This is a genomic window from Longibaculum muris (assembly GCF_004343035.1).
In the GTDB taxonomy this organism is placed as follows: Bacteria; Bacillota_I; Bacilli_A; order Erysipelotrichales; family Coprobacillaceae; genus Longibaculum; species Longibaculum muris.
The window spans coordinates 31,338-57,940 of the sequence record NZ_SMCQ01000002.1 but is presented as its reverse complement, the minus strand read 5'-3'; the positions used below and the strand labels follow the sequence as shown (position 1 = coordinate 57,940).

Genomic DNA, 26,603 nt, shown 5'->3' with positions numbered 1-26,603 from the left:
AATGGAAACAATTATTGAATTTAAAAATATTAAAAAAGCTTATGGTGATAAAGTTGTACTTGAAGATTTCAATCTTATAGTTGAAAAAGGAGAGTTTGTGACAATCATTGGCTCATCGGGTTGTGGAAAAACAACAGCTTTGAAAATGATTAATGGATTAATTGAACCAACGAGTGGGGATATTTTAGTGGAAGGTAAAAATATTCATGATAAAAATCTCACTGAATTGCGTCGTCATATTGGTTATGCAATTCAAGGGAGTGTTTTGTTTCCTCATATGACAGTTGAACAAAATATTTCCTATGTCCCTCATTTACTTAATAAAAAAGATAAAGAAAAAACACATTTAGCTGTTTCTAAGTGGATGAAAATTGTTGGACTTGATGAAGAATTAAAAGAACGTTATCCTTTAGAACTTTCTGGTGGTCAACAACAAAGGGTTGGAATTGCTAGAGCTTTAGCTGCTTCACCAGATATCCTTTTAATGGATGAACCTTTTGGTGCAGTGGATGAAATTACACGTGGACAATTACAGATTGAATTAAAACAAATCTATGAAAAAACAGGAATTACAATCTTATTTGTTACTCATGATATTTCAGAGGCTTTGAAACTTGGGACAAAAGTTTTAGTCATTGATAAAGGAGTTATTCAACAATATGATACACCTCATGAACTTTTAGCTCATCCAGCATCTGATTTTGTAAAACAATTGGTAGAAAAAGAGCGTCATACTTGTCATTTACCTGATGATCAGTTGGTTGATTGTAAATATAGTGGGGCAAGTGGATATTCTAAGCATAGATAAAAAAATTCTGTAACATATAAAACGTTACAGATTTTTTATTTCATATTTTTTAACTTTGGAAAAATTGTTAATGTGACAGCAATATTCAAAAGAAACTCATATGAAAAGATAATAGTTATAACTTGATGAAAGCTTAAAGATAAACCAATGAGTAAGATTAATATTGGAATGCATAACCACATAATAAGAAAACCAATCTTTTTCTCTTTAATTAAAAGATAATAGCCTCCAAGTAAAATACAATCAATAATTAATTTTAAAATATAGAAAAAGGAAAAAGAACGCGATAAATCAATCAATGAAGAACTTCCAATGACAACCATAGCAATATAAATAAACATTATAGAAAAGCTTGTCCCTTTTTCATTCATAGAATCACCTTCTTCTTCATTATAACAAAAAAAGATGGTTTATCAAAATGATAAACCATCAATTTCTTTACTTTTCTTTTTTAGGATCTCTGGCAATTTCGGCAATTGAAGTGACAGCACTAGCTAAACCTTGTAATTCACTAGGAATAATAATCTTAGTTGCTTCACCTTCAGCTAATTTCTCTAAAGCTTTGAAACCTTCTAATGTAACATAAGCTTGTTTTGGAGAAGCTGAATTGATATATTCAATACCTTTAGCTTGCGCTTCATAAACTAATCTTAATGCTTCAGCTTCACCTTCAGCACGAGCAATTTGTGCTTCTTTTTCAGCACTTGCTTCAAGAATCATAGATTCTTTTTTACCTTCAGCAGTTAAAATTGCAGCTGTTTTCTTACCTTCAGCTTGTAAGATAGCTTCACGTCTTTCACGTTCTGCACGCATTTGTTTTTCCATGGCTTCTTGAATATCACGTGGTGGAATAATATTTTTAACTTCCACACGATGAATTTTAATTCCCCAAGGATCAGTTGCTTCATCAAGAATAGAACGCATTCTTGAATTGATAATATCTCTTGAAGTCAAAGTTTCATCTAATTCAAGGTCACCAATAATATTACGTAAAGTTGTTGCAGTTAAATTTTCAATTGCATTTAATGGTCTAACAACACCGTAAGTAAATAATCTAGGATCAGTAATTTGGAAATAGACAACTGTATCAATTTGCATTGTTACATTATCTTTAGTAATAACAGGTTGTGGAGCAAAGTCCATAACTTGTTCTTTTAAAGAGACTTTGTTGGCAATTCTATCCAATAAAGGAATAAGAATGTGTAAACCAACATTACATGTACGGTTATAAGCACCAATTCTTTCAACAACATAAGCATAAGATTGAGGAACAATACGAATTGTTCTTGCAATCACAATAATAGCTAATAAAATTAAAATCACAAGCCATAAATAATTCACTATAAAATCTAACATAATCTATCATCTCCCGTATTTATTTTTTTAACAATAAGATGAGCACCTTCAATAGAAATAACTTCTGCATATTCACCAGCTTTGATATATTCGTTATCTAAGCTTGTTGCACTCCATAAAGTTCCCATCACTTTGACTTCACCTTTATTATCGGCAGTAATTGTTTCAGTAACTAGACAATGTTTACCAATAACACGATCTAGATTGGTTTTTACTGTATTTCCTCTTAAATATTTTTTAGCAAGTGGTCGTGAAACAATAATACAAATAATTGAAACAATTGTAAATAAGACCATTTGAATAAAAGGACTTAAACCAAAGAACTCACCAATTAAAGCAGCAATTGCTCCAATACCAAACCAAATACTAACAAGGTCAATGGTAATCGCTTCGACAATAACTGAAATCACTAGGACAAGCGTCCAAATAAAAGTAATTGACATTGATTTCCCTCCCTCACAGTTGTGCAATCATAATTGAGTGCACTACATCATATGTGACTTTATACTTATAACATTGGTTGTTTTCAAAATCTAATCCAAATTCCTGACTGAGGTCATAAACAAACGATTTATTGGAAATTCGCCCATAACTTTTACCAAGAGAAATCCGATGAAGTTGACTTTCTGGATAAATCTGATCATCTATCTCTTGTTTTGAAACAGGTTTAATTCCAATTTGTCTAGCACTTTTATCAACTCCTAATAAAACATAATTGACATCTTCAAAATGTGTACATGCAGCTTTATTAAGAGTTAAATTTGTTTCATAAATTGTTAGAGTCATTGTTGCAATATCATTTGTTGACCATTCAAAGTTCATTCTTTCACCCTCCTTAATACCATTATATTATTAAAATTATTTTTTTGCAACAAAATTAGATAAATTTATTAAAAGTGTGAGGTATACAATCAAATCAAGATAGTTTATAATAGATAAAAAGGAGAAAAAGATGAAGAAAAAATTAGTCATATTATTATCAATCCTATTTTTATGGGGCTGTGAATCTGTGCCTACCAAGACTTTAAAACAACATGTTACACTTTTGTTCTTTTATATTGATACATGTAGTGAATGTAAAGCTTTTAAAAAAGAAGCGATACCTTATTTAGAAAAGACATTTGGTGATTCGTTGACAATTGATCAATATGATTTGGATGATGATGCAACTGCGCCTATTTATGATAAGGTCATTGATTCATTATCTGATTTTGATGAATCATTATATGGTAATGGACCATTTTATGCAGTTGAAGGATATTTTGCAAAACTAGGATATACTTCTGGAGATGAAGAATATTTAGTAGAAGATATTGAAAAGGCAGTTCTTCATCAAGAATTAGGACAAGAGCTTGGAGGTCTGAGATTCTTATATAAGGAGTCATAAATGAAAAAATTATTATTGGTTCTTTTGTTAGTATTAAGCGGTTGTGGTAAAACGCCACAATACTATTTATATGTTTATTATGCAAAAACTTGTCCAGTTTGCCGTTCTTTTATTGAAACAGTCATTCCTCAACTTGAAGAAAAATATGGCAGTTCAATGAAAATAACGAAAATGGATATAGATGAAGAATCTTCAATTGAAGCTTATGCAAAGACATGTAGCTTATTAGAAGATTATTATGCTGATGAAAATTCAGGAAGTGTACCATTTATTGTTTTAGATGGATACTTTGCAAAATTTGGTTATGAAATTGATGAAGATCAACTCATGATTGAAGCCATTGATGATGCCTTGCAGCATCGTCAAATACCATTAGATTTGAATGATGTTTATTATTTTCAGGAAGGAAAGACATTTCATTAAGGAGGAAATTTATTATGTCAACACCACACAATCAAGCACAAGTAGGAGAAATTGCTCAAACAGTTTTAATGCCAGGAGATCCTTTGCGTGCCAAATTTTTAGCTGAAACATATTTAGAAGATGTGCATCAATTTAATGCAGTAAGAAATATGTTAGGCTATACCGGAACTTATAAAGGCAAGAAAGTTTCTATTATGGGTTCAGGGATGGGGCAACCATCAATTGGGATTTATTCACATGAGTTATTTAGTCAATATGGTGTCGAAGCCATTATTCGTATTGGTTCATGTGGGGCTCTTATTGAGAATGTGCATTTAAGAGATGTTATTATTGCACAAGGAGCTTGTACTGATAGCAACTTTGCTCACCAATTTGAATTACCAGGAACATATTCAGCTATTAGTTCATATGATTTATTAGAAAAAGCCGTGGCTCATGCAAAAGAGAAGAATGTGAATTATCATGTTGGTAATATCATAGCATCAGATATTTTCTATCACTTCAATCAAGGAACAACACAAAAGTGGGCTTCAATGGGATGTTTAGGAGTTGAAATGGAATCTTATGCCCTTTTTGCAACGGCAGCTCGTCTTGGTAAAAAAGCTTTAACTTTATTAACTGTTTCTGATTCTTTGGTGACTGATGAACAAACAACCCCAGAAGAAAGAGAAAAAACATTTACTGCAATGATGGAAATTGCTTTGGAGATTGCTTAATGTTACAAAAAGTCGCTTTATTTGACTTTGATAATACTGTTGCTAGGGGTGATTCTATTGCTTTGTTATTGAAGCATGATCTTAAACATCATCCTTGGCATGCTTTATATTTTATCAAAGTAGGTATTTTATATTTATTGTTTTTACTTCATTTGATTTCATTTGAAAAAGCAAAATCAGCAATTTTATTTCCAATTGATGGAATGAATGATGAACAATTAAAAGTTTTTTATCAAAATGAAGTTGTTCCAACTTATTATTCACATGTTGTTGAAGAAATGAGACAAAAACAACAAGAAGGGTATTTTGTAATTTTATGTACAGCTTCTTGTGAAGCTTATATGCGATATAATGAACTACCTATTGATTGTTTATTAGGTACAAAAACATTAAGAAAAAATCAACATGAAACAAGTGAAATTATTGGGAAAAACTGCAAAGGGGAAGAAAAAATCAATCGTATTTTAGCTTGTTTAAAAGCTCAACATTTAGAAATTGATTATGAACAATCTTATGGTTATTCAGATTCTCGTTCAGATTTACCAATGTTGTCACTAGTAAAACATAAAAAAAGAATTTTATTAAAAACTGGACAAATCGTAGAATTTGAAGAATGAGACGGTATCCGTCTTTTTCTTATGGAGGAAAAAATGGAAGAAGTAGAATTTAAATTAGCAACAATGGATGATTTAAAAAGCATAAGTGCAATCTATGAACATATTCATGAAGCTTTTATGACAACTATTAATTATCCCAAATGGCCTAAAGGTTTATATCCCACAGAAGAATCAGCCTATGAAGCCATTGACAATCAAGAAATGTATATATACAAAATCAATGGTATGGTTGTTGGAAGTGTCATCTTAAATCATCAACAAGATTCTGGTTATGAAAACGCTCAATGGCAAATTCAAGCTAGAGATGAACAGGTTTTAGTTATCCATACCTTAGCTATTGATCCACTTTATCAACATAAGGGATATGCAAGTCAAATGTTAAAATGGATTAAAAAACAAGCTATTTTAAAAGGGTGTCTTGCATTACGTTTGGATATTACTGAAAATAACTTGCCAGCACGTTATTTATATCAAAAAAATGGTTTCTATTTTACTGGAATTACCTCTTTACATCGTGAAGAATCAGGTATTCGTTATAGTGAAATGTTTGAATACAACATTCAAAAACCAAGTGATCAATTAGAATTATTGATTAGTGTCATTGATGATTTTGTAACTCAAAGAGATTGGCATCAATATCATAGTGCTGATAATCTTTCAAAATCAATTATTATTGAAGCAGCTGAATTATTAGAATGTTTTCAATGGGATGATGAACATGATATCGTTCATGTTTGTGAAGAATTAGCAGATGTTATGATTTATAGTATTCAACTAGCCATTCATCTTGATGTTGATATCAAAGAAATTATTTTAGATAAGATGATCAAGAATGCTCAAAAATATCCTGTAAATAAAAAAGTTACCGTATAAATACGATAACTTTTTCTTATCCACGATCTAAATCAGTGAATAATAACATAATATTAATAATTCCGGCAATTCCGACAACCATATAAATAATAGCACTTAACAATGAATTTCCAAAAATGGCTTCAACAAGGTTAAAATTAAATAATCCAATCAAGCCCCAGTTGATAGCACCAATAATTGTAAAGACTAAAGCTATTTTTTGTATCATGTTCATAATTAACTCCTCCTAGTGATAGTATAACCAAAGATTGTTTCTTTATTCATAAAATTTGTAATTATTCATAAAATGTGTCGAGGAGGAAGAATGATGAATAAGAAATATATTGCGATTATTGCTGGTGTGGTGGTCTTACTCATTGGTATCTTTTGTTTTTTTAAATTTAAACCTTCATCATTAGATAAAGTTTTAAAAGAAGCGAATGCTTATAAAAGCTATGAATTGGTTTGTAATATGGAAATGTTAGAAAATGATGAGTTAAAATCTTATCAAGTCACTTCAACATTTGCTCATATTGGTGAAAAAGATTATTATAAGGTTGAACTCTATGATAAATCTTTAAATCAGGCTCAAGTCATTGTGAGAAATGATGATGGTGTATTTGTTTTAACACCTTCATTAAATCAAGCTTTCCAATTTAAAAGCGAATGGCCAAACAATTCGCCTAAACCATACATCTATCAATCATTATTATCATTTTTAAAAGATAATAAACCGGAAAAAGTCAAAGATGGATATTTAGTCAATGGGAATATGGCTTATGAAAATGATGATCGTGTTAAAACTCAAGAAGTGAAGTTTGATAAGAACTTAAAACCAATCTATGTGAATGTTTATGATAAAGATGGAACAGAAGTTATCAAATTAACAGCTAGTTCTTTTAAAGTGAATCAAGATTTAAAGAAAGATCAATTTGCTCAAGAGACAATTATGAAACAAACGCAAAATCAATATACCAGTGCATCTTCGGCTTTACCGCTTTATCCAGTTGCTTTGATGGGATCTACATTAGAAAATGAAAAAGTTTCACAAATTGATAATACAACAAATCATATTTTAAAATTCACGGGTGAGAAATCTTTTACAATTATTGAAAGTGCTCTTTCTAAACAAGATGCTATGAGTGTTCAAACAATTAGTGGAGATATGATTGATTTAGTTGATGGGATTGCTTTTCAAGATGACAATCAAATGACATATGTATCTTCGGGAATTGTTTGTTCATTATATTCTAATGATTTAACAAAAGAAGAAATGTTATCAGTTTTATCAAGTATGCAGGCAACAAATGTGAAATAGGGATGAATCCCTATTTTTTCTTGAAAAAGGAAGATGAATGGACTATACTAGAACATTGAAAAGGGGTGTTATTGTGACACATTATCGTGATACGTATGCACGAATTCAATTAGATTATTTAAAAGATAATGTGAATACGTTATATCAAAAAGTTAAAAAACCAATGATGGCTATTATTAAAGCCAATGCTTATGGTCATGGATATAAAGAAGTTGCGAATAGTTTAAAAGAAAACCCACATATTTCAATGTTTGGAGTAGCAACTTTAAAAGAAGCAATTGATTTAAGAAAATTAGGGATTCAACAAGATATCTTAGTATTAGGCGCTATTCCTTTAGAAAATTTAGATAAAGTTGTGAAATATGATATTAGTCTTTCTTTATTTTCATTGGATTATATGAAAGAAATACAAAGTCTGTTTCATCATCAAAAACCTATCAAAGTGCATATTGCTATTGATACTGGAATGAATCGAATTGGTTTGAAAAGCAAAGAGGAATTTGAAAAAGTTTTAAAACTTTGTTCAACTGATATTTTTCAAATTGATGGTGTCTTTACTCATTTTGCAACAGCAGATGATGATTTACAAAAAGCAGCCTATGAAAATCAATTATCAATGTTTTATGAAATATTAGGTGATCATCAATTTAAATATATCCATTGTCAAAACTCTGCTTCCATGATGTATCATCATGAAACGCGTTCAAATATTGCAAGAATTGGAATTGCTATGTATGGAGTGGATCCGGCGGGTGATGAATGTCTACAGTTAAAGCAGGTGATGTCACTTTATAGTAAAGTTGTCATGGTTAAAAAAGTGCATAAAGGTGAACATATTGGTTATGGCTTTACTTATCAGGCGGATGAAGATGAATACATTGCTACACTACCTATTGGTTATGCCGATGGTTTTGTTCGTGCTAATCAAGGAAGAAAGGTTTATATTAATGGACACTATTATCCAATTGTTGGACGTGTATGCATGGATCAAGTGATGGTCAAAGTGGATGAATCTGTTGCCTTACATGATTTAGTTGAAATCTTTGGAGAACATATTCCTTTGTCACAAATGGCAAAAGAACTTGATACCATTCCATATGAAATTGTTTGTTTAATTAGTGAACGTGTTGAACGTATTTATGAACCAGTCTTAGATAAAATTTATGTTAGTCAATAATAAAAATGTTGTGATAATTTATATCGCAACATTTTTTTAGCTCTTATTAGTGTTCATGTTATGAAAAGTTTTCTCTGATAAAATCATATAATGAATAATATTGTAAGCTACCTTCTTTTTGGGCAACAACTTCACCTTTTTTAATAATAAAAGTTGTAGGATAAGTTACATTTGTTTTAAAAGTCTTTTCTACATATTTTTCTAAATTATCAAAATCTTTTGTATCTAAATAGTAGAAAGGTGTCTTACGATTTTTAGTTGTATATTGTGTCATGATAGATTGATAACCTTGAACTGTTGCATCACTTGAATCACCTAATACAACAACAAAGTCTTTTTTATCCTCAACCATTTGAGTGAGTTCAGATTTCTTGATTGTTTTATAATCTTTAAATGTAGCTTGACGATAAAGAAAAAGACCTAAAAAAACAACAAGAACTAACCCAAAAACACTTAATTCTTTTGCAAATTTTTTAATAAATTTCATGCTCTATGCCTCCTAATGGTCTTATTTTAACAAATTTGCATAAATATGACAATAAGAAATATAATATGTGACGCTTTTCAAATAAGTAAAGTTGATAAACATATTTACTTTTATATAGAAAGCGATTACAATAAAGACAGGTGATAAAAATGGAGTTTCAAGAAATCATGCAACGTTTAGGAATAGACGCAAATCAAGTTCTAGAAGCAATTGTAACATCAGATATGCCATATGTTTTTGTATTTAAAGATATTCATAGTCGTATTCTTTATGTTAATCAACAATTTTACTCAAAACATCCTGAATTTAAAGATCAACCAGATTCAGTCATTGGAAAAACTGATTTTGATTTATTTCCTCTTTTTCCAAAGCATGCTAAACAAGCCTATGAAGATGAACAAAATGTTATAAAAACCAAGAAACCATTGCATATATTTGAAACCGAAGGACAGGATGCAAGAGGTTATACTAAAGTAGCCCATACACGCAAATATCCGCTTTTGAATGCTCAAAAAGAATGTGTAGGAGTTTTTGTTGTGACAGAAGATGTGTCACAAGATGTATCAATTGTAAGAGAGAATATTGAAAAGAATACATTACTGACAAAACTTAATCAAGAATTAACGATTGAAAACACTCAGGATGCATTGAGTGGTTTATATAATAAACGTTTTATTCGAGCACAATTAAATTCATTATATAATGAATATCAAAAAAATAAACAAGACTTTTCAATTATTCTTTTAGATTTAGATGATTTTAAAGTTATTAATGATACGTATGGTCATAATGTCGGTGATGAAGTCATTGTTTATGTTGGAAATATTTTAAAGAATATTCAACATCTTCTTTATACCAATATGTTACCATGTCGTTTTGGGGGAGATGAGTTTTTAGTTATTTTACCTCAATCTAACTATAATGAAGCCATTGAAATTGCCAAAAATATTAAAGAAGCTTTTGATAATCAAAAGATATTACTTGAGACATTTCATGATTCAGTCCATTTGAGTTTAGGCATTGCAACTATTCAGGATGAAACTATTCATGAATTGATTGAAAGATGTGATCATTATTTGTATAGTGCAAAAAAACAAGGAAAATGCCAAATATGTCATGGAGAGTAGCCATCAGGCTACTTTTTTCTTGTCACATATTTTGATTTCTTTTATAATGGGAAAAAGGGGTGAATGGGGATGAATGAACATGATCAAACAAAATATATTTTTGCTCAAAGTATTAAAGATTTAATGGCAAAACAACCTTTAGATAAAATAACAGTGACTGATATTGTTAAGCATAGTGGGATGACAAGACAAACTTTTTATCGTTATTTTCAAGATAAATATGATTTAGTTAATTGGTATTTTGAAAAACTAGCGGATAAATCTTTTCGTCAAATTGGTAATTCATCAACATTAAAAGAAGGGTTAGTTAAGAAGTTTACATTCTTGTTAAATGATCAAATCTTTTTTATGCAGGCTTTTCAATCTAAAGACTATAACAATGTTGAAAATTATGATTATCAATGTATCTTAGAATTTTATAAACAAATTATCCATAATAAAATTGGTGATATTCCAGAAGATATTATGTTTTTGCTTAAAATGTATTGTCATGGTTCTATTACTATGACTGTTGAATGGGCGATTCGAGGGATGAAAGAATCACCTGAAATGATTGCTGATTTATTAATTGATGCTTTACCACCAAAATTAGAAGATTTGTTATCGGATTTACGATGAAAAAGAAGAAAATACCGTTTTCAAAACGAAAAGTGATGGCTATAACTTGGATAAATGAAATTAATAAAGATGAATCAGTGAATATGATTAGAAGTTATAGAAAAAAATTTAAGGTGGATGGTTTAAAAGCTATTGATGAATTACAGAGTTTAGGTGTTCAACTTACACTAGAAGAAATTGAAAAAGAAAAAAGAAGGCTAAAAAAACATGAGGAAAGGCAAATTAAAAAGAAAAACAGAAATCATCAGGAGATGGAAGCTATTGAACAGAATGAATACTTTTATTATATTGCTGGATATACGAGCGGTGGAGCAGCGTATGGTATAACTTGGGAAGAAATGGGATTAGAACCTTTTGAAGATGAAAAGAAAGAATGATTTTAGAAAATGAATATCTGGCTTAAACAATAGAAATATTATGATATACAAATTAGTTAGATTAAAATAATTTTTATATAGTTATTTTTAACTGTTTTTCTAAATTATCTATTAAGGTTTTAGATATTAGAATGGCACAATAGCGATAGAAAAAGAATAGATTGTAAAGATATGTAAAAAAACTTATTATTGAAATGAAAGTTATATGTTTCTTGTACTGAATAAAGTAGTATAATATAAGAAAATGAAAGGCATATCATCATGAAAAAGATACCAATAGGAATAGAAAATGATGAACATAGAAAAGCAATTGGTTAAGGCATTGCGTTTTATAAAAAACGTTGTCAAATAACTCTTACAAACAAATAATGAATTTGAAAAGTGACAAATGGAAGTGTTTGTCACTTGTTTTTATTTTCACAAGAATCTAAAATAAATTTATAGAAATTCACAAATGGAGGAAAAAATATTATGGCAAACAGATTTATTTTAAATGAAACAAGTTATCATGGAAGTGGAGCAATTCAAGAAATCCCTAATGAAGTGAAAGCAAGAGGATTTCATAAAGCAATGGTATGTTCTGATCCTGATTTGATTAAATTTGGTGTGACAAAAAAAGTGACTGATTTATTAGATGAAGCTGGTTTAGAATATGTGATTTATTCTGATATTAAAGCCAATCCAACAATTGAAAATGTTCAACATGGTGTAAAATTTTTACAAGATGCGAAAGCTGATTATATGATTGCAATTGGTGGAGGTTCTTCAATGGATACTGCTAAAGCGATTGGAATTATTGATAAAAACCCTGAATTTGCTGATGTCAGAAGTCTTGAAGGGGTGGCTGATACTAAGAATCCTTGTACACCAATCTTAGCTGTACCAACAACTGCTGGAACTGCTGCTGAAGTAACAATTAACTATGTGATTACTGATGCTCAAAAAGATCGTAAAATGGTATGTGTAGATCCTCATGATTTACCAATCGTTGCATTTGTTGATCCAGATATGATGTCATCTATGCCTAAAGGATTAACTGCAGCAACTGGTATGGATGCATTAACTCATGCAATTGAAGGTTATATTACAGCTGGAGCTTGGGAAATGAGTGATATGTTCCATTTAAAAGCTATTGAATTAATTGCTAAACATTTAAGAGGAGCAGTTGAAAATACACCTGAAGGTAGAGAAGGTATGGCATTAGGTCAATATATTGCTGGAATGGGATTCTCTAATGTTGGATTAGGAATTGTTCACTCAATGGCTCATCCATTAGGAGCTTTATATGATACACCTCATGGTGTTGCTAATGCGATTATCTTACCAACAGTTATGGCCTACAATGCTCCTGCAACAGGAACAAAATATAAAGATATTGCTGAAGCTATGGGAGTTGATACAACTGGTATGGATCAAGAAACATATCGTCAAGCAGCTATTGATGCAGTAAAAAAATTATCTCAAGATGTTGGTATTCCAACTGACTTAAAAGATATTGTTAAAGCGGAAGATTTAGATTTCTTAAGTGAATCAGCTTATGCAGATGCTTGTCGTCCAGGAAACCCTAGAGAGACAAGTGTTGAAGAAATCAAAGAACTTTATCAATCATTATTATAATAGAGCTAACAGATAAGACATTGTCTTATCTGTTTTGCTTATTGGTAAAACTATGTTATAATACTTTCACAAAAGGAAGTGGAAGTATGGAACTCATTAATCAAACATTAATTATGGCTTTTTTAGGAATTATAGCTGCATGTAGTGTAACTTTTCCAATCTTATTTCTTGTACAAAGAAGAAAACAACATAAACAATTGATGGAAGTTTTAAGTCATCAAGAAGAAAAAACATCTGAGAATTAATCATCAGATGTTTTGTTTTGATCAATAAAATCAATAATCATATGAATAAATGTTTCTTGATAGTTCTTATCCATTCTTTCTGGATGCCATTGAACAGCAATAATTTGATGATTTTCAATGCCTTCAATAAAACCATCTTCACTGATTGCATTGATATGAAATAAAGGTGAAACATTATCAATGTTTTGGTGGTGGAAAGAATTGACTTGGGATTGATGAGGAAAATATTTTGCTAAAAAAGTCTTGTCTATAACTTTTATTTGATGATGGGTATGAGAATGATTGACGACTTGAGAAATTGAAGGGATATCTTGAAAGAGGGTTCCTTTAAAAAAGACATTGATGACTTGAATCCCTCGGCAAATCCCAATAATAGGTTTATGAGCATGATAGAATTGTTGTAATAAGGCAAAATCCATAGTTTCTATTAATGGATCTTCTATTGTGTTTGAGGGATGATTTTTTTGGTGATAATAAAATGGGTTGATATCATTACCACCACAAATCAATAATAAATCATTACGTTCAACAATATCTTTATATTGGTGATTACCTCTAGGAACAACAAGTTCAATATTAAAGTATGGTAATAACCAAAGAAAATAGGTTTGATTCATAAAGAAGGTCATATTATCATCCTTTTTTCGTAATGTTATGGCAATTTTTCGCATATTTCCTCCTAAAATTATTTTTGTTATTGATAAATCATAAAAATTGATTATACTATTATATATGTAATCGTATGAAGAATTTGACAATTCTTTCATTTTATATTAATATTGAATAAATTTAGATATAAGGAGAATTTTTATAGATGGACTCGAGTCAGATAGTTATGATTTTTTTATTTATTTTATTAATTGCTATGTCAGCGTTGTTTTCGATGAGTGAGACTGCGTTTATGGCAGTCAATAAAATCAGAGTCAGAACATTAGCTGAAGAAGATGATAATAAGAAAGCCAAGATTGTTGATGCTTTACTTGATGATCAAGAGCGTTTATTAAGCTCAATATTAGTGGGTAATAACTTGGTTAATATTGGTGCTTCATCATTAACAACTTCGTTTGTGATTTCTATTTTTGGTAATGAAGGGACAGGGGTTGCGATTGCAACTGGGATTGTCACTTTGGCTATTTTAATATTTGGGGAAATTACACCTAAATCATTAGCAACTAAAAATGCTGAATCGATTTCTTTTGGAGTTTGTCGTTTTATTAAACTTGTAACAATTATATGTACACCTGTTGTTGCGGTGTTAAATGTGATTTCTAGTGTCTTTATTCATTTGTTAGGTGGAGATAGTGATAATGGGCCAACAATGACAGAAGAAGATTTAAAAACGATTGTGACAGTTTCTCATGAAGAAGGTGTCTTGGAAGATGAAGAAAAAGAAATGATTCATAATGTGTTTGAATTTGGTGAAACTGAAATTAAGGAAATCATGACTCCAAGAATCCATGTTGTTAGTGTTGGTGATGATGTTTCTTATAATGATTTGATGAAAACTTTCAAAGAAAGTCAATTTTCGCGAATTCCTGTTCATTCAGAATCATATGATGAGATTATAGGAGTCTTGCATATTAAAGATTTAATGTTATCGAAGGTTGTTAAGTCTAAATTTGATGTGAAAGAGTTTATGCGTGAGACATTTGTTGTTTATGAATTTAATCATATTTCTGATGTCTTTGAAGCTATGCGTAAAGAACATGTTTCATTAGCGATTGTCTTAGATGAATATGGGGTTATGAGTGGGATTGTAACACTTGAGGATATTGTTGAAGAAATTGTTGGTGAAATTGATGATGAATATGATGAAGTTGAAAATTCGATTGTTGAATTGGAAGAAGGAATCTATCAAATTGATGGAAGTTTAAATATTGATGAAGTGAATGAAACTTGTGGAACAAAGTTTTCTTCTGAAGATTTTGAATCCATTGGTGGTCTTGTTTTAGGACAATGTAATGGAAGTCCAGAATTAAATCAAGTCTTAAAAATTGATAATGTTTTATTAACAATTCAAGAAATTGATAAGAATAGAATTGTATCGTTGAAATTAGAACTTTTAAATGAAGAAGAAAGTGAAGATGATGAAGTAGAGGAAAAGCATGATTAATGTTTTTCCTTTCTTAATCAATGGGAGGGTATCAAATTGTGAAGGCACTTTATGAAAAATGTGTAGATATTTATGATGATTATCGTTCTGTTGTACCACCGTATGCAGCAGCAGCCTTATCATTTTATTTGATTTTGATTTTAATACCAGCATTTTCATTAGTTGCAGTTGTAACATCGTTATTTAATATTAATATGGATATCATTGAAAAAATTATTAGTCAAGTCATTATGCCTCAATATTCATCCATGTTAATAGATGTTTTAGAATCTAAATCTGTTAATACAGTTGCCCTCATTACAATGATTGTATCAGTTTATACTGTTTCAAGAGGCGTTGGTAATATTTACGAAGTTTCAAAAAATATGTATCATCAAGATATTGAAGAAAGTATTATTGGCTATTATATTTATACTTTTAAGATCACTATTTTTATATTGCTGATTTTTATTGGAATTATTGCTGTGTTAGCACTTGGACCTTTGGCCTATATTTTTGATTTTTTATATCGTTTTTTTGGCATTAGGCATATTATCTTATATTTCTTATTGGTTTTTTGTTTGATGAGTATTTATTTGATTGTACCAAGAATTCGGATTCATTATAGTGATGCTTTTCAAGGGGCATTAGTTGCCAGTGCTTTGATGTTGGTTTTATATTATGGTTTAAATATTTATTTTCGTTTTGCTGATTTTGAATCAGTTTATGGTCCATTAGCGTTTATTGTTATGATATTATTTGTCTTTGATTGGGCGGCAGAGATCTTTTATATAGGAATGTACATTACAAATATTTTACACTTAAGGAGAATAGAAGATGAGAAAAGAACGTGTAGAGATTAAAAAGTTAGGAATCAATGGAGAGGGAATTGGATATATTAATAAGAAAATTTGTTTTATTAATAATGCTTTGCCTAATGAAATTGTTGATGTTGAAATTGTTGAAGAAAATAGAAAGTTTTTAAAAGGGAAAGTTGTGTCTTATATTCAAAAGTCAAAAGATCGTGTAGAGTCTATTTGTAAAGAAGATAAGAATTGTCAAGGTTGTTCTTTAACTGCACTTGACTATCAGCAACATGCTCCTTTTAAAAAAGGAATTTTAAAAGATGCTTTAAAAAAATATACTGAATTTGATGTTGATCATTTACCAATTCAACATGTAAGAGCATGTCAAGTTAGTAAAGGATATCGTAAAGTTGTATCTTTACCAATTACTTATTTTAAAGGAAAAGTGAATGTTGGGATTTATCAAAGAGAATCTAAATACTTAACTTTAATGAATAATTGTCCTATGCAAGATCCTCTTATTAATCAATGCTTAGTAAAAATTGAAGATATTTTAAATGAATGTAAAGCAAGAGATTATAATGATAAAGTGAAAAAAGGATTACGTTTTTTAAGATTAAGAAATATTGATGGACAGATTCAAGTATTATTTGTTACTGGACAAGATGGGTTAAAACCAGAAATTGTTGAAAAAATAAGTCAGATTGAAGAAGTCAAAAGTATTTGGTTTACAATCAATACAACAAGACATCAAGAATTTGAATTACAAGGATATAAGAAAGTCTATGGACAATCAACATTACCATTTCATTGCTTTGATCAACAATATCTTTATTCAGTGAAATCAGAATTTCCAATCAATCCAGAAATGGAAAAAACAAAGTTAGAAATCATTCGTTCAATGATTCCTGCACAGGCTACAGTTCTTTCATTAAATTGTGGTATTGGTTTATTAGAATTAGCAATTGATAATGAAGTTGTTGCTATTGATGAAAAGAATTATCATATTAAAGATGCTAAGGATAATGCGAAATTCTTACATAAGAGTGATGTCGAATTTTTATGTAAAAATATTGATGAAGCGACAATTGCGCAATGTAAAAAAAGAAAATTTGATGTTGTGATTGCAAGATGTGAAGAATTATCATTAGCGATTCAACAAAGTTTAATCTTATCTAAGGTGAAAGATGTTATTTTTGTAAGTGATCATCCTTCAGCATTAGCTAAGAATTTAGAAGATTTAAAGAAATACTATGATATTGAAACAATGATTCCATTAGATACATATCCTTATAGTGCTAAGATTGAAACAATAGTTAAACTCAAAAGAAAATAGTGATTAAAGCTTATTTAGAATAGAATTGTTTGTATGATTTGTTCTTTATATATTTTTTTAATGTTTAAAGAATCTTCAAGATGAGAAAAAGATTATGTGGAGAATATAAAAAAAGCCAGTAATGGCTTTTTTAATTTGAATGATTATGAACAATTAATTCATCTTTCGTGAGTTGTTTACCACATTTTTGACAAACATACACGATTTGAATCTGTCCATCACAATCCTTATGTTTTAGGCATTTGTAGCTTCTTGATAAATGACGATCACCCCAAATAATGAGGGCATTGTAGATATCATCAAGATCTTTACTTTTATCTGTTAAAGAATATTGATAACGTGGTGGATGTTGAGAGTAAAGTTCACATTTCAATAAATCATCTTCACATAAAGTCTTTAAACGATTGGATAATAGATTAGTCGGAATACCAGGTAGGTTTTCTTGCAATTCTTTATATGTTGTATATCCTGATTGGATAGCATGGAGAATTAAAAGTGTCCATTTATCACCAATTAAATTTAAAGTTTGAGCTATATTACATTCTATATCATATTGTTTTTTCAAACGGCATCCCTCATTTACAAAAATTTTATAGATTCATTATACCCTTTTTGTGATAAAAATTCTATCTCTATTATACAGCATTAAAGAGATCGTTAAGAGCTTCACTCATAGATGGATGAGTAAAGATGTGATTGGCTACATCTTGATATGTTAAATTTTGATTCATTGCAAGTTCAACAAAATTAATCATTTCTTCACTACGTTCACAAAGAAGGACACATCCTAATATTTGATCAGTATTTTTATCAATAATGGCTTTTAAAACACCTTCTGGTTTTCCATCAACATTAGCACGAGGAATAGAAGCAGTTGGAATTTTTGCGACTTTTATTTCATAACCTTGTTGTAAGGCTTCTTGTTCACTTAACCCAACACGTGAAAATGTAGGTGAGATAAAAACTGAGTAAGGAATATATCCACGATTATTGACAGTGCGTTCTTGTTTGCCAAAAAGATGATCTTTGACAATACGGTAATCATCTAAAGAAATATATGTGAATTGTAGTCCACCTTTGACATCACCCATGGCATAAATGTGAGGAACAGTCGTTTGTAAATAATCATTAACAATCACTTGACCTCTTTGATTCACTTTGACACCAGTGTTTTCTAAACCAAGTTCATCAGTATTGGCAATGCGTCCAGCTGCAAGCAATACAGCATCAAAATGATCAATATAACCAACATCATTTTGAGAGTATTGAATGATTACTTTTTCATTTTGGTTGCTGACTTCTTGAACTCGACTTGAAAATTTAAATTGAACCCCTTGATTTTCTAAGATATGTTGAATTTCTAAAGCAACATCTTCATCTTCACGCATTACTAAACGTTCATTGTATTCAAACACTGTAACCTTGCTGCCATATCTTGCATACATACTGGCAAACTCTAAACCAATATAACCACCACCAATAATAGCTAAATGTTGTGGAAGCTTTTCTTCTTTCATCATTGTGGCACTGTTATAGATATGTTTGGTTTCATTGATTCCTTTGATATGAGGAACAATTGGTGTTGAACCAGTATTGATAAAGATATAATTACCTTCAATCGTTTCTTGATTAATAATTTCAACTTGATGATCATTAACAAAGCGTGCTGTTCCATCAATAATATCAATATTATCAAATTGATTCAATTTATCATAATTCTTTTGACGTAATTGATAAACTAATTTCTCTTTTTATAAAATAGCTTCTTGATATGTTTTTTGATGAGCTTGAACAATTAATGATTTTGAAGGAATACATCCTTCATTTATACAAGTTCCACCATACATTTCCTGAGATTTTTCAATCATTGCAACTTTCTTGCCACGTTTAGCAAACTCTATTGCAAGAGTTTTACCACCTTTTCCAAATCCAATAATAATAGCATCATAATGTTTCATATGTACGACCTCCTTTGTCTACATTGTCACTCTATCATAGTAACTTTATAAAATCAAGTTATATGATTTTTTAAAGTTATAGAGTCCCAATATCTTTTTATGTGTTGCTTATGATATAATAAAATAAATAAAGGAGGTAACAAAAATGATTGTTTCGGCTTTACCATATTATTTAGATTATCAAGTTAAAGAAGATTTGGGACTTATTTATGCTTATGATGATAAGATGATGCTGACTAGAACTATTGAAGATAGTGTTTTAGAAGCACAACGTGTCTTGATGAAAAAGGCAGGGAAAGTAGGGGCAAATGCTATTTTAAATGTACATATGGAAGTTGGCGAAAAATCTCGTGTCTTTATTTGTGGAGAAGCGGTTGTTATTGAGAAAAAAGAAGTTATTTGAAGAAAATAACTTCTTTTCTTTACAGTTATTGGATAAATGATAAAAACTTGTTGGAAAATACATTTTTTTTATTTTCTAATTTAGAAATTAGGTTGTGAAAAGGTTCCCAAAATGAAAAGATAATGTTATAATGGTGAGGAATAAAATAAGATATGGAGGGATACAATGTCAATTTTATCTGGAAAAGGAAAAATTAAACTAGATGGACAAAAAGGTTTAACAAAAGATAAACCAATCTTGTCTATTGAAGCACCAGATGTTGTTTATATTCCCCTTGTTTTAGGAACAGCAACAGATTTTGATGTCCATGTAAAAGAAGGAGATCATGTTTGTATAGGTACAAAGTTGGCTACTCGTAAGAGTATGTATGTGCCAATTTATTCTTCTGTTTCGGGAACTGTTAAGGGAATTGAAAAACGTATGCATGCTTCAAAAAGATTACAGCAGCATATCGTCATTGAAAATGACCATAAGAACGAAAGAGTAAAAGCTTATGAAGTCAAAGATGCTGACCATATGAGTCAAGAAGAAGTCTTTAATGCCATTAAAGAATTAGGTATTGTTGGATTAGGAGGATCAGGATTCCCTACTTATGTGAAATATAGCAATCCAACAAATATTGAAACAATCTTGATTAATGGGGTAGAATGTGAACCATTTTTAACAAGTGATCATCTTGCGATGAAAAGAGATGTTAAAGCTTTATTTGATGGGGCTCACTTCTTAATCAAAGCTGCTGGAGCTAAGAATGCGATTATTGCGATTAAAGAACATAAACCTGATTTAATGGAATTATTAGTTGAAGAAGCAAAGAACTATGATAACATTGAACCACGTGAAGTACCTGATCGTTATCCAATGGGATGGGAAAGAGTTTTAGTGAATACTATCTTTAAAAAAGAATATGATAAATTACCTGCTGAAATTGGTGTTATTGTTAATAACTCATCAACAGCAATTGCTTTATCTAAAGGTATTAGAAAAGGTGAACCAATTACTCACCGTGTTGTCACTTTCTCTGGAAATGGATTAAAAAATCCACAAAACGTTGAAGTTGCAATTGGAACACCAGTTAACTATATTGTTGAAAAACTTGGTGGTTATATTGATGAAGATTGTGATGGATTCTTAGTTGGTGGTGGACCAATGATGGGTAAATCAGTCATGAATGATACATTTGTTATTTATAGTCATAACAATGCTATTACAGTCATGAAAAAAGAAGATATTAAACCTTTACCATGTTTAAAATGTGGTGAATGTACTTTACATTGTCCTGCTCATTTACAACCTGTGCGTATTATGCAAGGTGAAAAAGCAGCTAATGTTGAATTAATTGAAAAATTGGAAGTTGATCGTTGTATTGAATGTGGTATGTGTACTTATGTATGTCCAAGTAAGATTGAAGTGACAGACATGGTAGCAAAAGCAAAACGTCGTTATCAACTTGCACAAAAGAGAAAGAAAGCGTAGGGAGGGTGAAAATTAATGAAGATTACTTTACAAAGAACGTCACCAAACTATAGACAAAAACTCTCTACACATCGTATTATGAGAGATTTAACAATCGGATTATTGGTGATTGTTGCATATTCTTTATATCATTTCTATTATAACTACCCAACAAATGAACCATTGATTGCGGCAGCACTTATTTATGTGGTTTCAATTGTTGTGGGAGTTGCAACTGAAGCAGTGTGGGGACTTATCCATAAAACAAATGTATTAGAACAAATAAAAAATGGGTTTCCTTGGGTAACCGCAATTATTTTTGCCTTGACTTTACCTATTGGTACACCTTTATATGTTGTTGCGATTGGTTCATTTATTTCTATTTTCTTAGGAAAATTAGTTTTTGGTGGATTTGGTCAAAACATTTTTAACCCAGCATTAGTTGGACGTGTTCTTGTTCATTTATCATTTGGTGATAAATTATTACCATATGTTGAAGGAATGGGTGGTGTTCAAGGAATTGTTGATGTCACATCAACAGCAACACCAGCTACAATGCTTGCTGGTACTCATTGGATGGGTGGAACTGATTTTAGTTACACATTGATGGATTTAATTACAGGAAATCATGGTGGAACTTTAGGTGAAACTTGTATCTGGTTAATTTTATTAGTTGGAATTGTTTTAGCTTTTAGAAAAGTTTATGATGCAAGAATTCCAGTAGCTTATTTAGGAACTATTCTTATTTTAAGTGGTGTTTATGCATTAATGAATGGTCTTGATTTAGCAACTTATCCAGTGATGCATTTATGTATTGGTGGGGTAGCATTTGGAGCTATTTTCATGGCAACAGATCCGGTGACATCGCCTACAAGTCCACTTGGTAAGATTGTTTATGGTATTGGACTAGGATTTTTAACAATGATTATTCGTTTAAAAGCGAATTATCCTGAAGGTGTTTTATTCTCTATCTTATTGATGAATATGTTAACACCATTAATTGATTCATTTATTTTAGGTAGAACAAATACAAGAATTGCAAAACAATGGGCTACAATTGCTATTTGTTTAGGTGTGTCTATTGGTTGCGTTTATGGTGCTGGATATAGTATCCAAAGCGATATTGCTGCGGCTGAAGCAAAAGCTGCTGCTGATGCGAAGAAAAAAGAAGAAGCTGAAAAGAAAAAGGCTGAAGAAGAAGCGAATGCTTTCAATTGGAAGGTTGTTAAAGAAGTTGATGGTGGTTTTGTTATGGAAACAACTGGATATAATGCTGATCAACCAATGAAAATTGAAGTTAAAGTATCTGGTGACACAGTTAAATCTGTTAAAGTCTTAGAAGCTCCTGGTGAAACAGAATATTATGGTTCTGAAATTGTTCATGGAACAGAAGTAGCAACTGAAAAAGGTAAAGCATTCCATGATAAGTATTTAACTGGTGAATTTAAAACAAGTGAAGTTGATGGTATTGATACAAAGACTGGTGCGACAATGACAACAAAAGGTATCGTTAATGCAATTAAGGGTGCTATTATCATGTCTCAATTAGATCGTGAAGTCAAAGGTGACACTTATGTTTATACAATGAGTGAAGTTGGATACAATGCTGATCAACCAATGAAAATCAAAATTACTGTAGATAAAGCAAAACAAGTTGTGAAAAAGATTGAATTTATTGATGCATCTGGTGAAACAGAATACTATGGTGCTGAATTAGTTCATGGAACTCCAGTAGCAACAGAAAAAGGAAAAGCTTTCTATGACAAATACTTAGCAAGTGAATTTGGTTTTGCTGATATTGATGGAGTTGATACAAAAACTGGTGCAACAATGACAACGAAAGGAATTGTTACTGCAATTAAAAAAGCAATTGCAGCAACAAAATAAGGAGGAACATCTATGAAAATATTAAAATTAGCTCTTTTCCTTGCAGTCGTTGCTGGACTTTCAGGAGCAGCCTTATCATCAGTGTATGAAATGACTGATCCAGTGATTCAAGAAGCAAAAATTGCTAGTGAAAAAGAAAATTTAGTGAAGATTTATACTTCTGGTGAAGAATTCAAAGCTGTTGAAACAAATCTTTCAGATTATCCTGCTTTACAAGCTGTTTATGAAGCAAGTAGCGGTGGTAGTGTTAAAGGTTATGTTTATAAATGTAGTGTTACTGGTTATGGTGGAGCAAGTACACCAATCGTTTATCTTATTGCTTTAGATAAAGATGGAACTTATAAAGGTTATGAAGTTATTGATGCCAGTGGTGAAACAAATGGCTTTGGTTCAAAAGTTAAAGATCAACCATTTAAAGATGGTATCGTTGGTAAGAATATTGGCGATAGTATTGATACAATAAGTGGTGCAACTATTTCATCTTCAGCAGTTGTTGATGGAATTGAACAAGCTACTCAACATTATGAAGAAAATTTTAAATAAGGAGGGAACATAGATGAAAAAGTTTGATATTTTTAAAAAAGGTTTATTTATTGAAAACCCAATCTTTGTCTTATTGTTAGGTCTATGTTCAGCCTTAGCAATTACGACATCACTAACAAATGCGTTAGGGATGGGGATGGCAGTTATTTGTGTCTTAATTATGAGTAATGTGATTATTTCATTATTAAGAAATATTATTCCAAATGAAATCAGAATTCCTGTTTTCATCGTTATTATTGCAACACTAGTTAAATGTGTTCAAATGATTATGAATGCATATACACCTGCTTTATATGAGTCTTTAGGGGTATTCATTCCATTGATTGTTGTTAACTGTATTATTTTAGGGAGAGCTGAAAGCTTTGCTTCTAAAAATGGTGTTGTTGATTCATTCTTAGATGCTTTAGGAATGGGTCTAGGTTATACATTTGCAGTTTTAGTGATTTCATTCTTTAGAGAATTAATTGGAACTGGTGGATTATCTTTATTTAATCCATTTGATGCAAGTCAAGTGATTTTCCAATTTAGTGCTTTTAGTGAATATGCTGTTTCATTATTTACTCAACCTGCAGGTGCATTTATTACTTTAGGTTGTATCCTTGCTTTTATTCAATTCTTAAAAGTTAGAAAAGAAAAGAAAGCAAAGAATGCGGAGGTGAAATAGGATGGAATTAGTAAGTTTATTTATTGGGTTAACTTTTGTTAATAACGTTGTTTTAAGTAAATTCTATGCTGTTTGTCCATTACTTGGGGTTTCTAAGAAACCTAAGAATGCTTTAAACATGGGTTATGCTGTTACATTTGTTATTTTTGTAGCTTCTATTGTAACTTGGTTACTTTATAACTATGTATTGGTAAAATTAGAAATTACTTACTTAGATTTGATTACTTTTATCTTAGTTATTGCTTCTTTAGTTCAATTCGTTGAAATGTTCTTAAAGAAAACAAGTCCTGACATTTATAAAGCAATGGGTGTTTATTTACCATTAATTACAACAAACTGTGCGGTATTAGGGGTTGCATTAGATAATATCAGTGCTGGATATAACTTAATTGAAGCAGCAGTTGCTGGACTTGCAGTACCTATTGGATTTACAATTGTTATTTATGTCTTTGCAACAATTAGAGAAAGATTAGATATTGCGAACGTTCCTGAAAGTTTTAAAGGAACACCAATTGCACTAATTACTGCTGGGATTATGGCATGTGCTATTGCCGGAATCGCAGGTCTTGTCTAATGAGCATTTGGGCATTTGTATGGATGGCTGCATTGGTGGCTGTCTTTATTGGAACTTATTTAATGAATAAACATACTCCTAAACCAGAGGGGTGTGAAGATATGAGTGAATGTGGTGGTTGCAACAATATTGCTTGTACTCATCATAGTGCTCATCATGAGGATGAAGACAAAGATGAACATTAGTGCAGTTTTGGCATTAGTTGCGATTGGTGCAGTTCTTGGATGTGTTTTAGGAATTGCCAATAAATATCTTGTTGTTGAAGAAGATAACCGTGTTACTGAAGTCATTGAAATGCTTCCTGGAGCAAACTGTGGTGGATGTGGATACCCAGGATGTTCAGGATTTGCAAATGCTTTAGTTGAAGGGGAAACAACTAAGGTTTCTGGATGTGTTGTAAGTAATCAAGAAACAAGAGAAAAAATTGTTTCTTACTTGAATGAAACTCCAGGACCAGATGGAACAACTGTAAAAGTAACTGTTTAAGAGATTGCGAAGCAATCTCTTTTCTTTTGAGCACTTTCTTTGATATCATCTTAAACAAGGAGTAAAATAGCATAGAGGTGAAAAATATGGAGATAGGTAAAGATATTTATTATGTTGGTGTTAATGATCAAGCTTTAGATTTATTTGAGGGACAATATCCATTAAAGCAAGGAGTTACATATAATTCTTATGTAATAAAAGATGAGAAAATTGTTATTATGGATACAGTTGATAAAAGAGTACAAGATATCTGGATGGAAAATATTGAAGAAGTATTAAAAGATAGAGAGCCTGATTATTTGGTTGTTTCGCATATGGAACCAGATCATGGAGCATGTATTCAAGTTTTAGCTGAGAAATATCCAAATATTCAAATTGTCGGGAATATGAAAACATTCCAGATGATTGACCAATTTTTTTGTTTAGATAGTCAGATCAAACGTATTCAAGTTAAAGAAGGGGATACATTATCTTTAGGACGTTATACATTACAGTTTATGATGGCACCAATGGTTCATTGGCCAGAGGTTATGATGAGTTATCTTGTTGAGGCAAAACTTGTTTTTAGTGCTGATGCTTTTGGTACCTTTAATGATGATCAAAATCCTTGGGTTGAAGAAGCAAGACGTTATTATTCAAATATTGTAGGGAAATATGGATTACAAGTTCAAAATGTTTTAAAGAAGCTTAAAGGTCTACATATTGAAACCATTTGTCCATTACATGGACCAGTTTTAAAAGAAAACTTAATGCAATATTTACGTTATTATCAATTATGGAGTTCTTATCAAAGTGAAGAAGCTGGGGTATTGATTGTTTGTGCATCAATTCATGGACATACATACGAAGCTGCTCAGTTTTTAAAAACAGAATTAGAAAAACACGGAGAGAAAGTTATTTTAAGAAATTTATGTCATGAAGATATTTCAGAAGTAATAGGGGATGCTTTTTGTTATGATCGATTGGTATTAGCTGCGTCAAGTTATGATGGCGGAGTCTTTGCTCCAATGGATGATTTCTTACATCATTTAAAAAATAAGAATTTCCAAAATCGTCCAGTTGCTTATATTGAAAATGGTTCATGGGCACCATGTGCTACAAGAACTATGAAAGATATCACAAGTACAATGAAGAATATGGGTGATTTAGGAAATGTGACAATCAAAGGGGCAATGAAAAAAGCTGATGAAGATAATCTTATTCAATTAGCGTTAGCAATTATGGAAGAAGGATGTCTTGATGAAGCTTGTATGTGAGATGTCAACGAAGATAAAAGA

General features: G+C 30.7%; 34 protein-coding genes and 1 pseudogene. 25 read left to right on the top strand and 10 right to left on the bottom strand.

Going from position 1 to position 26,603, the window contains the following annotated elements:
* Position 1 precedes the first annotated feature (1 nt).
* Complete coding sequence (locus EDD60_RS02405; protein ID WP_066446193.1) at positions 2–808, top strand: ABC transporter ATP-binding protein; 807 nt, start codon at positions 2–4, stop codon at positions 806–808.
* Between the two features lie 35 nt (positions 809–843).
* Here the strand turns inward: EDD60_RS02405 and EDD60_RS02400 are convergent, their stop codons facing one another.
* The 4 genes from EDD60_RS02400 to EDD60_RS02385 all read right to left on the bottom strand — a co-directional run bounded on the left by EDD60_RS02400 (position 844) and on the right by EDD60_RS02385 (position 2,986).
* The gene (locus EDD60_RS02400) at positions 844–1,179 is read right to left on the bottom strand and encodes a hypothetical protein (protein WP_066446190.1); all 336 of its coding nucleotides are present in this window, start codon (positions 1,177–1,179) and stop codon (positions 844–846) included.
* Positions 1,180–1,246: 67 nt separating this feature from the next.
* Positions 1,247–2,164: an SPFH domain-containing protein gene (locus EDD60_RS02395; RefSeq protein ID WP_066446188.1), complete on the bottom strand. Its 918-nt coding sequence runs from the start codon at positions 2,162–2,164 to the stop codon at positions 1,247–1,249.
* Positions 2,158–2,607 carry an NfeD family protein gene (locus EDD60_RS02390; protein ID WP_066446185.1) on the bottom strand — a complete coding sequence of 150 codons (450 nt, stop codon included), beginning with the start codon at positions 2,605–2,607 and terminating at the stop codon, positions 2,158–2,160. The genes EDD60_RS02395 and EDD60_RS02390 overlap by 7 nt, the downstream gene beginning before the upstream one ends.
* Positions 2,608–2,620: 13 nt before the next feature.
* The gene (locus EDD60_RS02385; RefSeq protein ID WP_066446183.1) at positions 2,621–2,986 is read right to left on the bottom strand and encodes a hypothetical protein; all 366 of its coding nucleotides are present in this window, start codon (positions 2,984–2,986) and stop codon (positions 2,621–2,623) included.
* A 130-nt stretch (positions 2,987–3,116) separates the two neighbouring features.
* Here EDD60_RS02385 and EDD60_RS02380 point away from each other — a divergent pair, with 130 nt between their 5' ends.
* From EDD60_RS02380 to EDD60_RS16695, 5 genes are read left to right on the top strand one after another with little or no spacing between them, the layout of a single operon-like run.
* Positions 3,117–3,551 (top strand): hypothetical protein, encoded by a 435-nt coding sequence (locus EDD60_RS02380; RefSeq protein ID WP_132226194.1) that lies wholly within the window; start codon positions 3,117–3,119, stop codon positions 3,549–3,551.
* Positions 3,552–3,974: a YbbN family protein gene (locus tag EDD60_RS02375; RefSeq protein WP_066446178.1), complete on the top strand. Its 423-nt coding sequence runs from the start codon at positions 3,552–3,554 to the stop codon at positions 3,972–3,974.
* 14 nt (positions 3,975–3,988) lie between these two features.
* Positions 3,989–4,690, top strand: coding sequence for a purine-nucleoside phosphorylase (gene deoD / locus EDD60_RS02370; protein WP_066446174.1), 702 nt, complete (start codon positions 3,989–3,991; stop codon positions 4,688–4,690).
* A complete protein-coding gene (locus tag EDD60_RS02365) occupies positions 4,690–5,307 on the top strand; it encodes an HAD family hydrolase (protein ID WP_066446172.1) in 618 nt (205 codons plus the stop codon). The genes deoD and EDD60_RS02365 overlap by 1 nt, the downstream gene beginning before the upstream one ends.
* Before the next feature lie 33 nt (positions 5,308–5,340).
* Complete coding sequence (locus EDD60_RS16695; protein ID WP_066446171.1) at positions 5,341–6,180, top strand: GNAT family N-acetyltransferase; 840 nt, start codon at positions 5,341–5,343, stop codon at positions 6,178–6,180.
* Between the two features lie 16 nt (positions 6,181–6,196).
* Here the strand turns inward: EDD60_RS16695 and EDD60_RS02355 are convergent, their stop codons facing one another.
* On the bottom strand, positions 6,197–6,394 hold the full coding sequence (locus EDD60_RS02355; RefSeq protein ID WP_066446169.1) for a DUF378 domain-containing protein: 198 nt from the start codon (positions 6,392–6,394) through the stop codon (positions 6,197–6,199).
* 93 nt (positions 6,395–6,487) lie between these two features.
* Between EDD60_RS02355 and EDD60_RS02350 the strand changes: the two genes are divergently transcribed.
* Positions 6,488–7,477 carry a LolA family protein gene (locus EDD60_RS02350; protein ID WP_066446168.1) on the top strand — a complete coding sequence of 330 codons (990 nt, stop codon included), beginning with the start codon at positions 6,488–6,490 and terminating at the stop codon, positions 7,475–7,477.
* A 37-nt stretch (positions 7,478–7,514) separates the two neighbouring features.
* Positions 7,515–8,654 carry an alanine racemase gene (gene alr / locus EDD60_RS02345; protein ID WP_243646609.1) on the top strand — a complete coding sequence of 380 codons (1,140 nt, stop codon included), beginning with the start codon at positions 7,515–7,517 and terminating at the stop codon, positions 8,652–8,654.
* Between the two features lie 58 nt (positions 8,655–8,712).
* On the opposite strand, the gene EDD60_RS02340 is transcribed toward alr, so the two are convergent.
* Positions 8,713–9,141 carry a hypothetical protein gene (locus EDD60_RS02340; protein WP_066446165.1) on the bottom strand — a complete coding sequence of 143 codons (429 nt, stop codon included), beginning with the start codon at positions 9,139–9,141 and terminating at the stop codon, positions 8,713–8,715.
* 149 nt (positions 9,142–9,290) lie between these two features.
* On the opposite strand from EDD60_RS02340, the gene EDD60_RS02335 reads away from it, so the two are divergent.
* The 5 genes from EDD60_RS02335 to EDD60_RS16030 all read left to right on the top strand — a co-directional run bounded on the left by EDD60_RS02335 (position 9,291) and on the right by EDD60_RS16030 (position 13,125).
* A complete protein-coding gene (locus EDD60_RS02335) occupies positions 9,291–10,268 on the top strand; it encodes a sensor domain-containing diguanylate cyclase (protein WP_066446160.1) in 978 nt (325 codons plus the stop codon).
* 69 nt (positions 10,269–10,337) lie between these two features.
* Positions 10,338–10,886, top strand: a complete 549-nt coding sequence (locus EDD60_RS02330; RefSeq protein WP_066446157.1) for a TetR/AcrR family transcriptional regulator C-terminal domain-containing protein — start codon at positions 10,338–10,340, stop codon at positions 10,884–10,886.
* Positions 10,883–11,263 carry a hypothetical protein gene (locus EDD60_RS02325; RefSeq protein WP_066446154.1) on the top strand — a complete coding sequence of 127 codons (381 nt, stop codon included), beginning with the start codon at positions 10,883–10,885 and terminating at the stop codon, positions 11,261–11,263. Before EDD60_RS02330 ends, EDD60_RS02325 begins: the two co-directional genes overlap by 4 nt.
* A gap of 471 nt (positions 11,264–11,734) precedes the next feature.
* The gene (gene fucO, locus EDD60_RS02320) at positions 11,735–12,880 is read left to right on the top strand and encodes a lactaldehyde reductase (RefSeq protein ID WP_066446151.1); all 1,146 of its coding nucleotides are present in this window, start codon (positions 11,735–11,737) and stop codon (positions 12,878–12,880) included.
* 86 nt (positions 12,881–12,966) lie between these two features.
* Positions 12,967–13,125: a hypothetical protein gene (locus EDD60_RS16030; RefSeq protein WP_165973116.1), complete on the top strand. Its 159-nt coding sequence runs from the start codon at positions 12,967–12,969 to the stop codon at positions 13,123–13,125.
* Here the strand turns inward: EDD60_RS16030 and EDD60_RS02315 are convergent.
* Positions 13,122–13,796: a gamma-glutamyl-gamma-aminobutyrate hydrolase family protein gene (locus EDD60_RS02315; protein ID WP_066446149.1), complete on the bottom strand. Its 675-nt coding sequence runs from the start codon at positions 13,794–13,796 to the stop codon at positions 13,122–13,124. The genes EDD60_RS16030 and EDD60_RS02315 overlap by 4 nt on opposite strands.
* Before the next feature lie 143 nt (positions 13,797–13,939).
* Between EDD60_RS02315 and EDD60_RS02310 the strand changes: the two genes are divergently transcribed.
* From EDD60_RS02310 to rlmD, 3 genes are read left to right on the top strand one after another with little or no spacing between them, the layout of a single operon-like run.
* Complete coding sequence (locus EDD60_RS02310) at positions 13,940–15,238, top strand: HlyC/CorC family transporter (protein WP_066446147.1); 1,299 nt, start codon at positions 13,940–13,942, stop codon at positions 15,236–15,238.
* 38 nt (positions 15,239–15,276) lie between these two features.
* Positions 15,277–16,080 carry a YihY/virulence factor BrkB family protein gene (locus tag EDD60_RS02305; RefSeq protein ID WP_066446144.1) on the top strand — a complete coding sequence of 268 codons (804 nt, stop codon included), beginning with the start codon at positions 15,277–15,279 and terminating at the stop codon, positions 16,078–16,080.
* A complete protein-coding gene (gene rlmD, locus EDD60_RS02300; protein WP_066446141.1) occupies positions 16,055–17,359 on the top strand; it encodes a 23S rRNA (uracil(1939)-C(5))-methyltransferase RlmD in 1,305 nt (434 codons plus the stop codon). The genes EDD60_RS02305 and rlmD overlap by 26 nt, the downstream gene beginning before the upstream one ends.
* Before the next feature lie 130 nt (positions 17,360–17,489).
* Here the strand turns inward: rlmD and EDD60_RS02295 are convergent, their stop codons facing one another.
* From EDD60_RS02295 to EDD60_RS02290, 3 genes and pseudogenes are all read right to left on the bottom strand, one after another.
* Complete coding sequence (locus EDD60_RS02295) at positions 17,490–17,924, bottom strand: winged helix-turn-helix transcriptional regulator (RefSeq protein ID WP_066446139.1); 435 nt, start codon at positions 17,922–17,924, stop codon at positions 17,490–17,492.
* A 70-nt stretch (positions 17,925–17,994) separates the two neighbouring features.
* The gene (locus tag EDD60_RS16795) at positions 17,995–18,450 is read right to left on the bottom strand and encodes a hypothetical protein (RefSeq protein WP_449560092.1); all 456 of its coding nucleotides are present in this window, start codon (positions 18,448–18,450) and stop codon (positions 17,995–17,997) included.
* Positions 18,427–19,317, bottom strand: a pseudogene (locus EDD60_RS02290) (dihydrolipoyl dehydrogenase family protein); the annotation flags it as partial. The gene EDD60_RS16795 and the pseudogene EDD60_RS02290, both read right to left, overlap by 24 nt.
* Positions 19,318–19,462: 145 nt before the next feature.
* On the opposite strand from EDD60_RS02290, the gene EDD60_RS02285 reads away from it, so the two are divergent.
* The 9 genes from EDD60_RS02285 to EDD60_RS02245 all read left to right on the top strand — a co-directional run bounded on the left by EDD60_RS02285 (position 19,463) and on the right by EDD60_RS02245 (position 26,582).
* Complete coding sequence (locus EDD60_RS02285; protein ID WP_066446137.1) at positions 19,463–19,720, top strand: hypothetical protein; 258 nt, start codon at positions 19,463–19,465, stop codon at positions 19,718–19,720.
* Between the two features lie 165 nt (positions 19,721–19,885).
* Positions 19,886–21,193 (top strand): RnfABCDGE type electron transport complex subunit C, encoded by a 1,308-nt coding sequence (locus tag EDD60_RS02280; protein WP_066446132.1) that lies wholly within the window; start codon positions 19,886–19,888, stop codon positions 21,191–21,193.
* A gap of 15 nt (positions 21,194–21,208) precedes the next feature.
* A complete protein-coding gene (locus tag EDD60_RS02275) occupies positions 21,209–23,059 on the top strand; it encodes an RnfABCDGE type electron transport complex subunit D (protein WP_066446131.1) in 1,851 nt (616 codons plus the stop codon).
* A 12-nt stretch (positions 23,060–23,071) separates the two neighbouring features.
* Complete coding sequence (locus EDD60_RS02270; RefSeq protein WP_066446127.1) at positions 23,072–23,602, top strand: FMN-binding protein; 531 nt, start codon at positions 23,072–23,074, stop codon at positions 23,600–23,602.
* Positions 23,603–23,615: 13 nt separating this feature from the next.
* Positions 23,616–24,266 (top strand): electron transport complex subunit RsxE, encoded by a 651-nt coding sequence (rsxE, locus tag EDD60_RS02265; RefSeq protein ID WP_066446126.1) that lies wholly within the window; start codon positions 23,616–23,618, stop codon positions 24,264–24,266.
* Between the two features lies 1 nt (position 24,267).
* Positions 24,268–24,840 (top strand): electron transport complex protein RnfA, encoded by a 573-nt coding sequence (locus EDD60_RS02260; protein WP_066446124.1) that lies wholly within the window; start codon positions 24,268–24,270, stop codon positions 24,838–24,840.
* Complete coding sequence (locus EDD60_RS02255; protein WP_132226193.1) at positions 24,840–25,025, top strand: hypothetical protein; 186 nt, start codon at positions 24,840–24,842, stop codon at positions 25,023–25,025. Before EDD60_RS02260 ends, EDD60_RS02255 begins: the two co-directional genes overlap by 1 nt.
* Complete coding sequence (locus tag EDD60_RS02250; RefSeq protein ID WP_066446121.1) at positions 25,015–25,326, top strand: (Fe-S)-binding protein; 312 nt, start codon at positions 25,015–25,017, stop codon at positions 25,324–25,326. The genes EDD60_RS02255 and EDD60_RS02250 overlap by 11 nt, the downstream gene beginning before the upstream one ends.
* A gap of 86 nt (positions 25,327–25,412) precedes the next feature.
* Positions 25,413–26,582, top strand: coding sequence for an FprA family A-type flavoprotein (locus EDD60_RS02245; protein ID WP_066446118.1), 1,170 nt, complete (start codon positions 25,413–25,415; stop codon positions 26,580–26,582).
* Positions 26,583–26,603: the final 21 nt, after the last annotated feature.

What these genes read in the sequence shown, in the direction of transcription:
- EDD60_RS02405 (WP_066446193.1), top strand. Translation starts at nt 2, where the DNA reads ATGGAAACAATTATTGAATTTAAAAATATTAAAAAAGCTTATGGTGAT.
- EDD60_RS02400 (WP_066446190.1), bottom strand. Translation starts at nt 1,179, where the DNA reads ATGAATGAAAAAGGGACAAGCTTTTCTATAATGTTTATTTATATTGCT.
- EDD60_RS02395 (WP_066446188.1), bottom strand. Translation starts at nt 2,164, where the DNA reads ATGTTAGATTTTATAGTGAATTATTTATGGCTTGTGATTTTAATTTTA.
- EDD60_RS02390 (WP_066446185.1), bottom strand. Translation starts at nt 2,607, where the DNA reads ATGTCAATTACTTTTATTTGGACGCTTGTCCTAGTGATTTCAGTTATT.
- EDD60_RS02385 (WP_066446183.1), bottom strand. Translation starts at nt 2,986, where the DNA reads ATGAACTTTGAATGGTCAACAAATGATATTGCAACAATGACTCTAACA.
- EDD60_RS02380 (WP_132226194.1), top strand. Translation starts at nt 3,117, where the DNA reads ATGAAGAAAAAATTAGTCATATTATTATCAATCCTATTTTTATGGGGC.
- EDD60_RS02375 (WP_066446178.1), top strand. Translation starts at nt 3,552, where the DNA reads ATGAAAAAATTATTATTGGTTCTTTTGTTAGTATTAAGCGGTTGTGGT.
- deoD (WP_066446174.1), top strand. Translation starts at nt 3,989, where the DNA reads ATGTCAACACCACACAATCAAGCACAAGTAGGAGAAATTGCTCAAACA.
- EDD60_RS02365 (WP_066446172.1), top strand. Translation starts at nt 4,690, where the DNA reads ATGTTACAAAAAGTCGCTTTATTTGACTTTGATAATACTGTTGCTAGG.
- EDD60_RS16695 (WP_066446171.1), top strand. Translation starts at nt 5,341, where the DNA reads ATGGAAGAAGTAGAATTTAAATTAGCAACAATGGATGATTTAAAAAGC.
- EDD60_RS02355 (WP_066446169.1), bottom strand. Translation starts at nt 6,394, where the DNA reads ATGAACATGATACAAAAAATAGCTTTAGTCTTTACAATTATTGGTGCT.
- EDD60_RS02350 (WP_066446168.1), top strand. Translation starts at nt 6,488, where the DNA reads ATGAATAAGAAATATATTGCGATTATTGCTGGTGTGGTGGTCTTACTC.
- alr (WP_243646609.1), top strand. Translation starts at nt 7,515, where the DNA reads ATGGACTATACTAGAACATTGAAAAGGGGTGTTATTGTGACACATTAT.
- EDD60_RS02340 (WP_066446165.1), bottom strand. Translation starts at nt 9,141, where the DNA reads ATGAAATTTATTAAAAAATTTGCAAAAGAATTAAGTGTTTTTGGGTTA.
- EDD60_RS02335 (WP_066446160.1), top strand. Translation starts at nt 9,291, where the DNA reads ATGGAGTTTCAAGAAATCATGCAACGTTTAGGAATAGACGCAAATCAA.
- EDD60_RS02330 (WP_066446157.1), top strand. Translation starts at nt 10,338, where the DNA reads ATGAATGAACATGATCAAACAAAATATATTTTTGCTCAAAGTATTAAA.
- EDD60_RS02325 (WP_066446154.1), top strand. Translation starts at nt 10,883, where the DNA reads ATGAAAAAGAAGAAAATACCGTTTTCAAAACGAAAAGTGATGGCTATA.
- fucO (WP_066446151.1), top strand. Translation starts at nt 11,735, where the DNA reads ATGGCAAACAGATTTATTTTAAATGAAACAAGTTATCATGGAAGTGGA.
- EDD60_RS16030 (WP_165973116.1), top strand. Translation starts at nt 12,967, where the DNA reads ATGGAACTCATTAATCAAACATTAATTATGGCTTTTTTAGGAATTATA.
- EDD60_RS02315 (WP_066446149.1), bottom strand. Translation starts at nt 13,796, where the DNA reads ATGCGAAAAATTGCCATAACATTACGAAAAAAGGATGATAATATGACC.
- EDD60_RS02310 (WP_066446147.1), top strand. Translation starts at nt 13,940, where the DNA reads ATGGACTCGAGTCAGATAGTTATGATTTTTTTATTTATTTTATTAATT.
- rlmD (WP_066446141.1), top strand. Translation starts at nt 16,055, where the DNA reads ATGAGAAAAGAACGTGTAGAGATTAAAAAGTTAGGAATCAATGGAGAG.
- EDD60_RS16795 (WP_449560092.1), bottom strand. Translation starts at nt 18,450, where the DNA reads ATGGGTGATGTCAAAGGTGGACTACAATTCACATATATTTCTTTAGAT.
- EDD60_RS02285 (WP_066446137.1), top strand. Translation starts at nt 19,463, where the DNA reads ATGATTGTTTCGGCTTTACCATATTATTTAGATTATCAAGTTAAAGAA.
- EDD60_RS02280 (WP_066446132.1), top strand. Translation starts at nt 19,886, where the DNA reads ATGTCAATTTTATCTGGAAAAGGAAAAATTAAACTAGATGGACAAAAA.
- EDD60_RS02275 (WP_066446131.1), top strand. Translation starts at nt 21,209, where the DNA reads ATGAAGATTACTTTACAAAGAACGTCACCAAACTATAGACAAAAACTC.
- EDD60_RS02270 (WP_066446127.1), top strand. Translation starts at nt 23,072, where the DNA reads ATGAAAATATTAAAATTAGCTCTTTTCCTTGCAGTCGTTGCTGGACTT.
- rsxE (WP_066446126.1), top strand. Translation starts at nt 23,616, where the DNA reads ATGAAAAAGTTTGATATTTTTAAAAAAGGTTTATTTATTGAAAACCCA.
- EDD60_RS02260 (WP_066446124.1), top strand. Translation starts at nt 24,268, where the DNA reads ATGGAATTAGTAAGTTTATTTATTGGGTTAACTTTTGTTAATAACGTT.
- EDD60_RS02255 (WP_132226193.1), top strand. Translation starts at nt 24,840, where the DNA reads ATGAGCATTTGGGCATTTGTATGGATGGCTGCATTGGTGGCTGTCTTT.
- EDD60_RS02250 (WP_066446121.1), top strand. Translation starts at nt 25,015, where the DNA reads ATGAACATTAGTGCAGTTTTGGCATTAGTTGCGATTGGTGCAGTTCTT.
- EDD60_RS02245 (WP_066446118.1), top strand. Translation starts at nt 25,413, where the DNA reads ATGGAGATAGGTAAAGATATTTATTATGTTGGTGTTAATGATCAAGCT.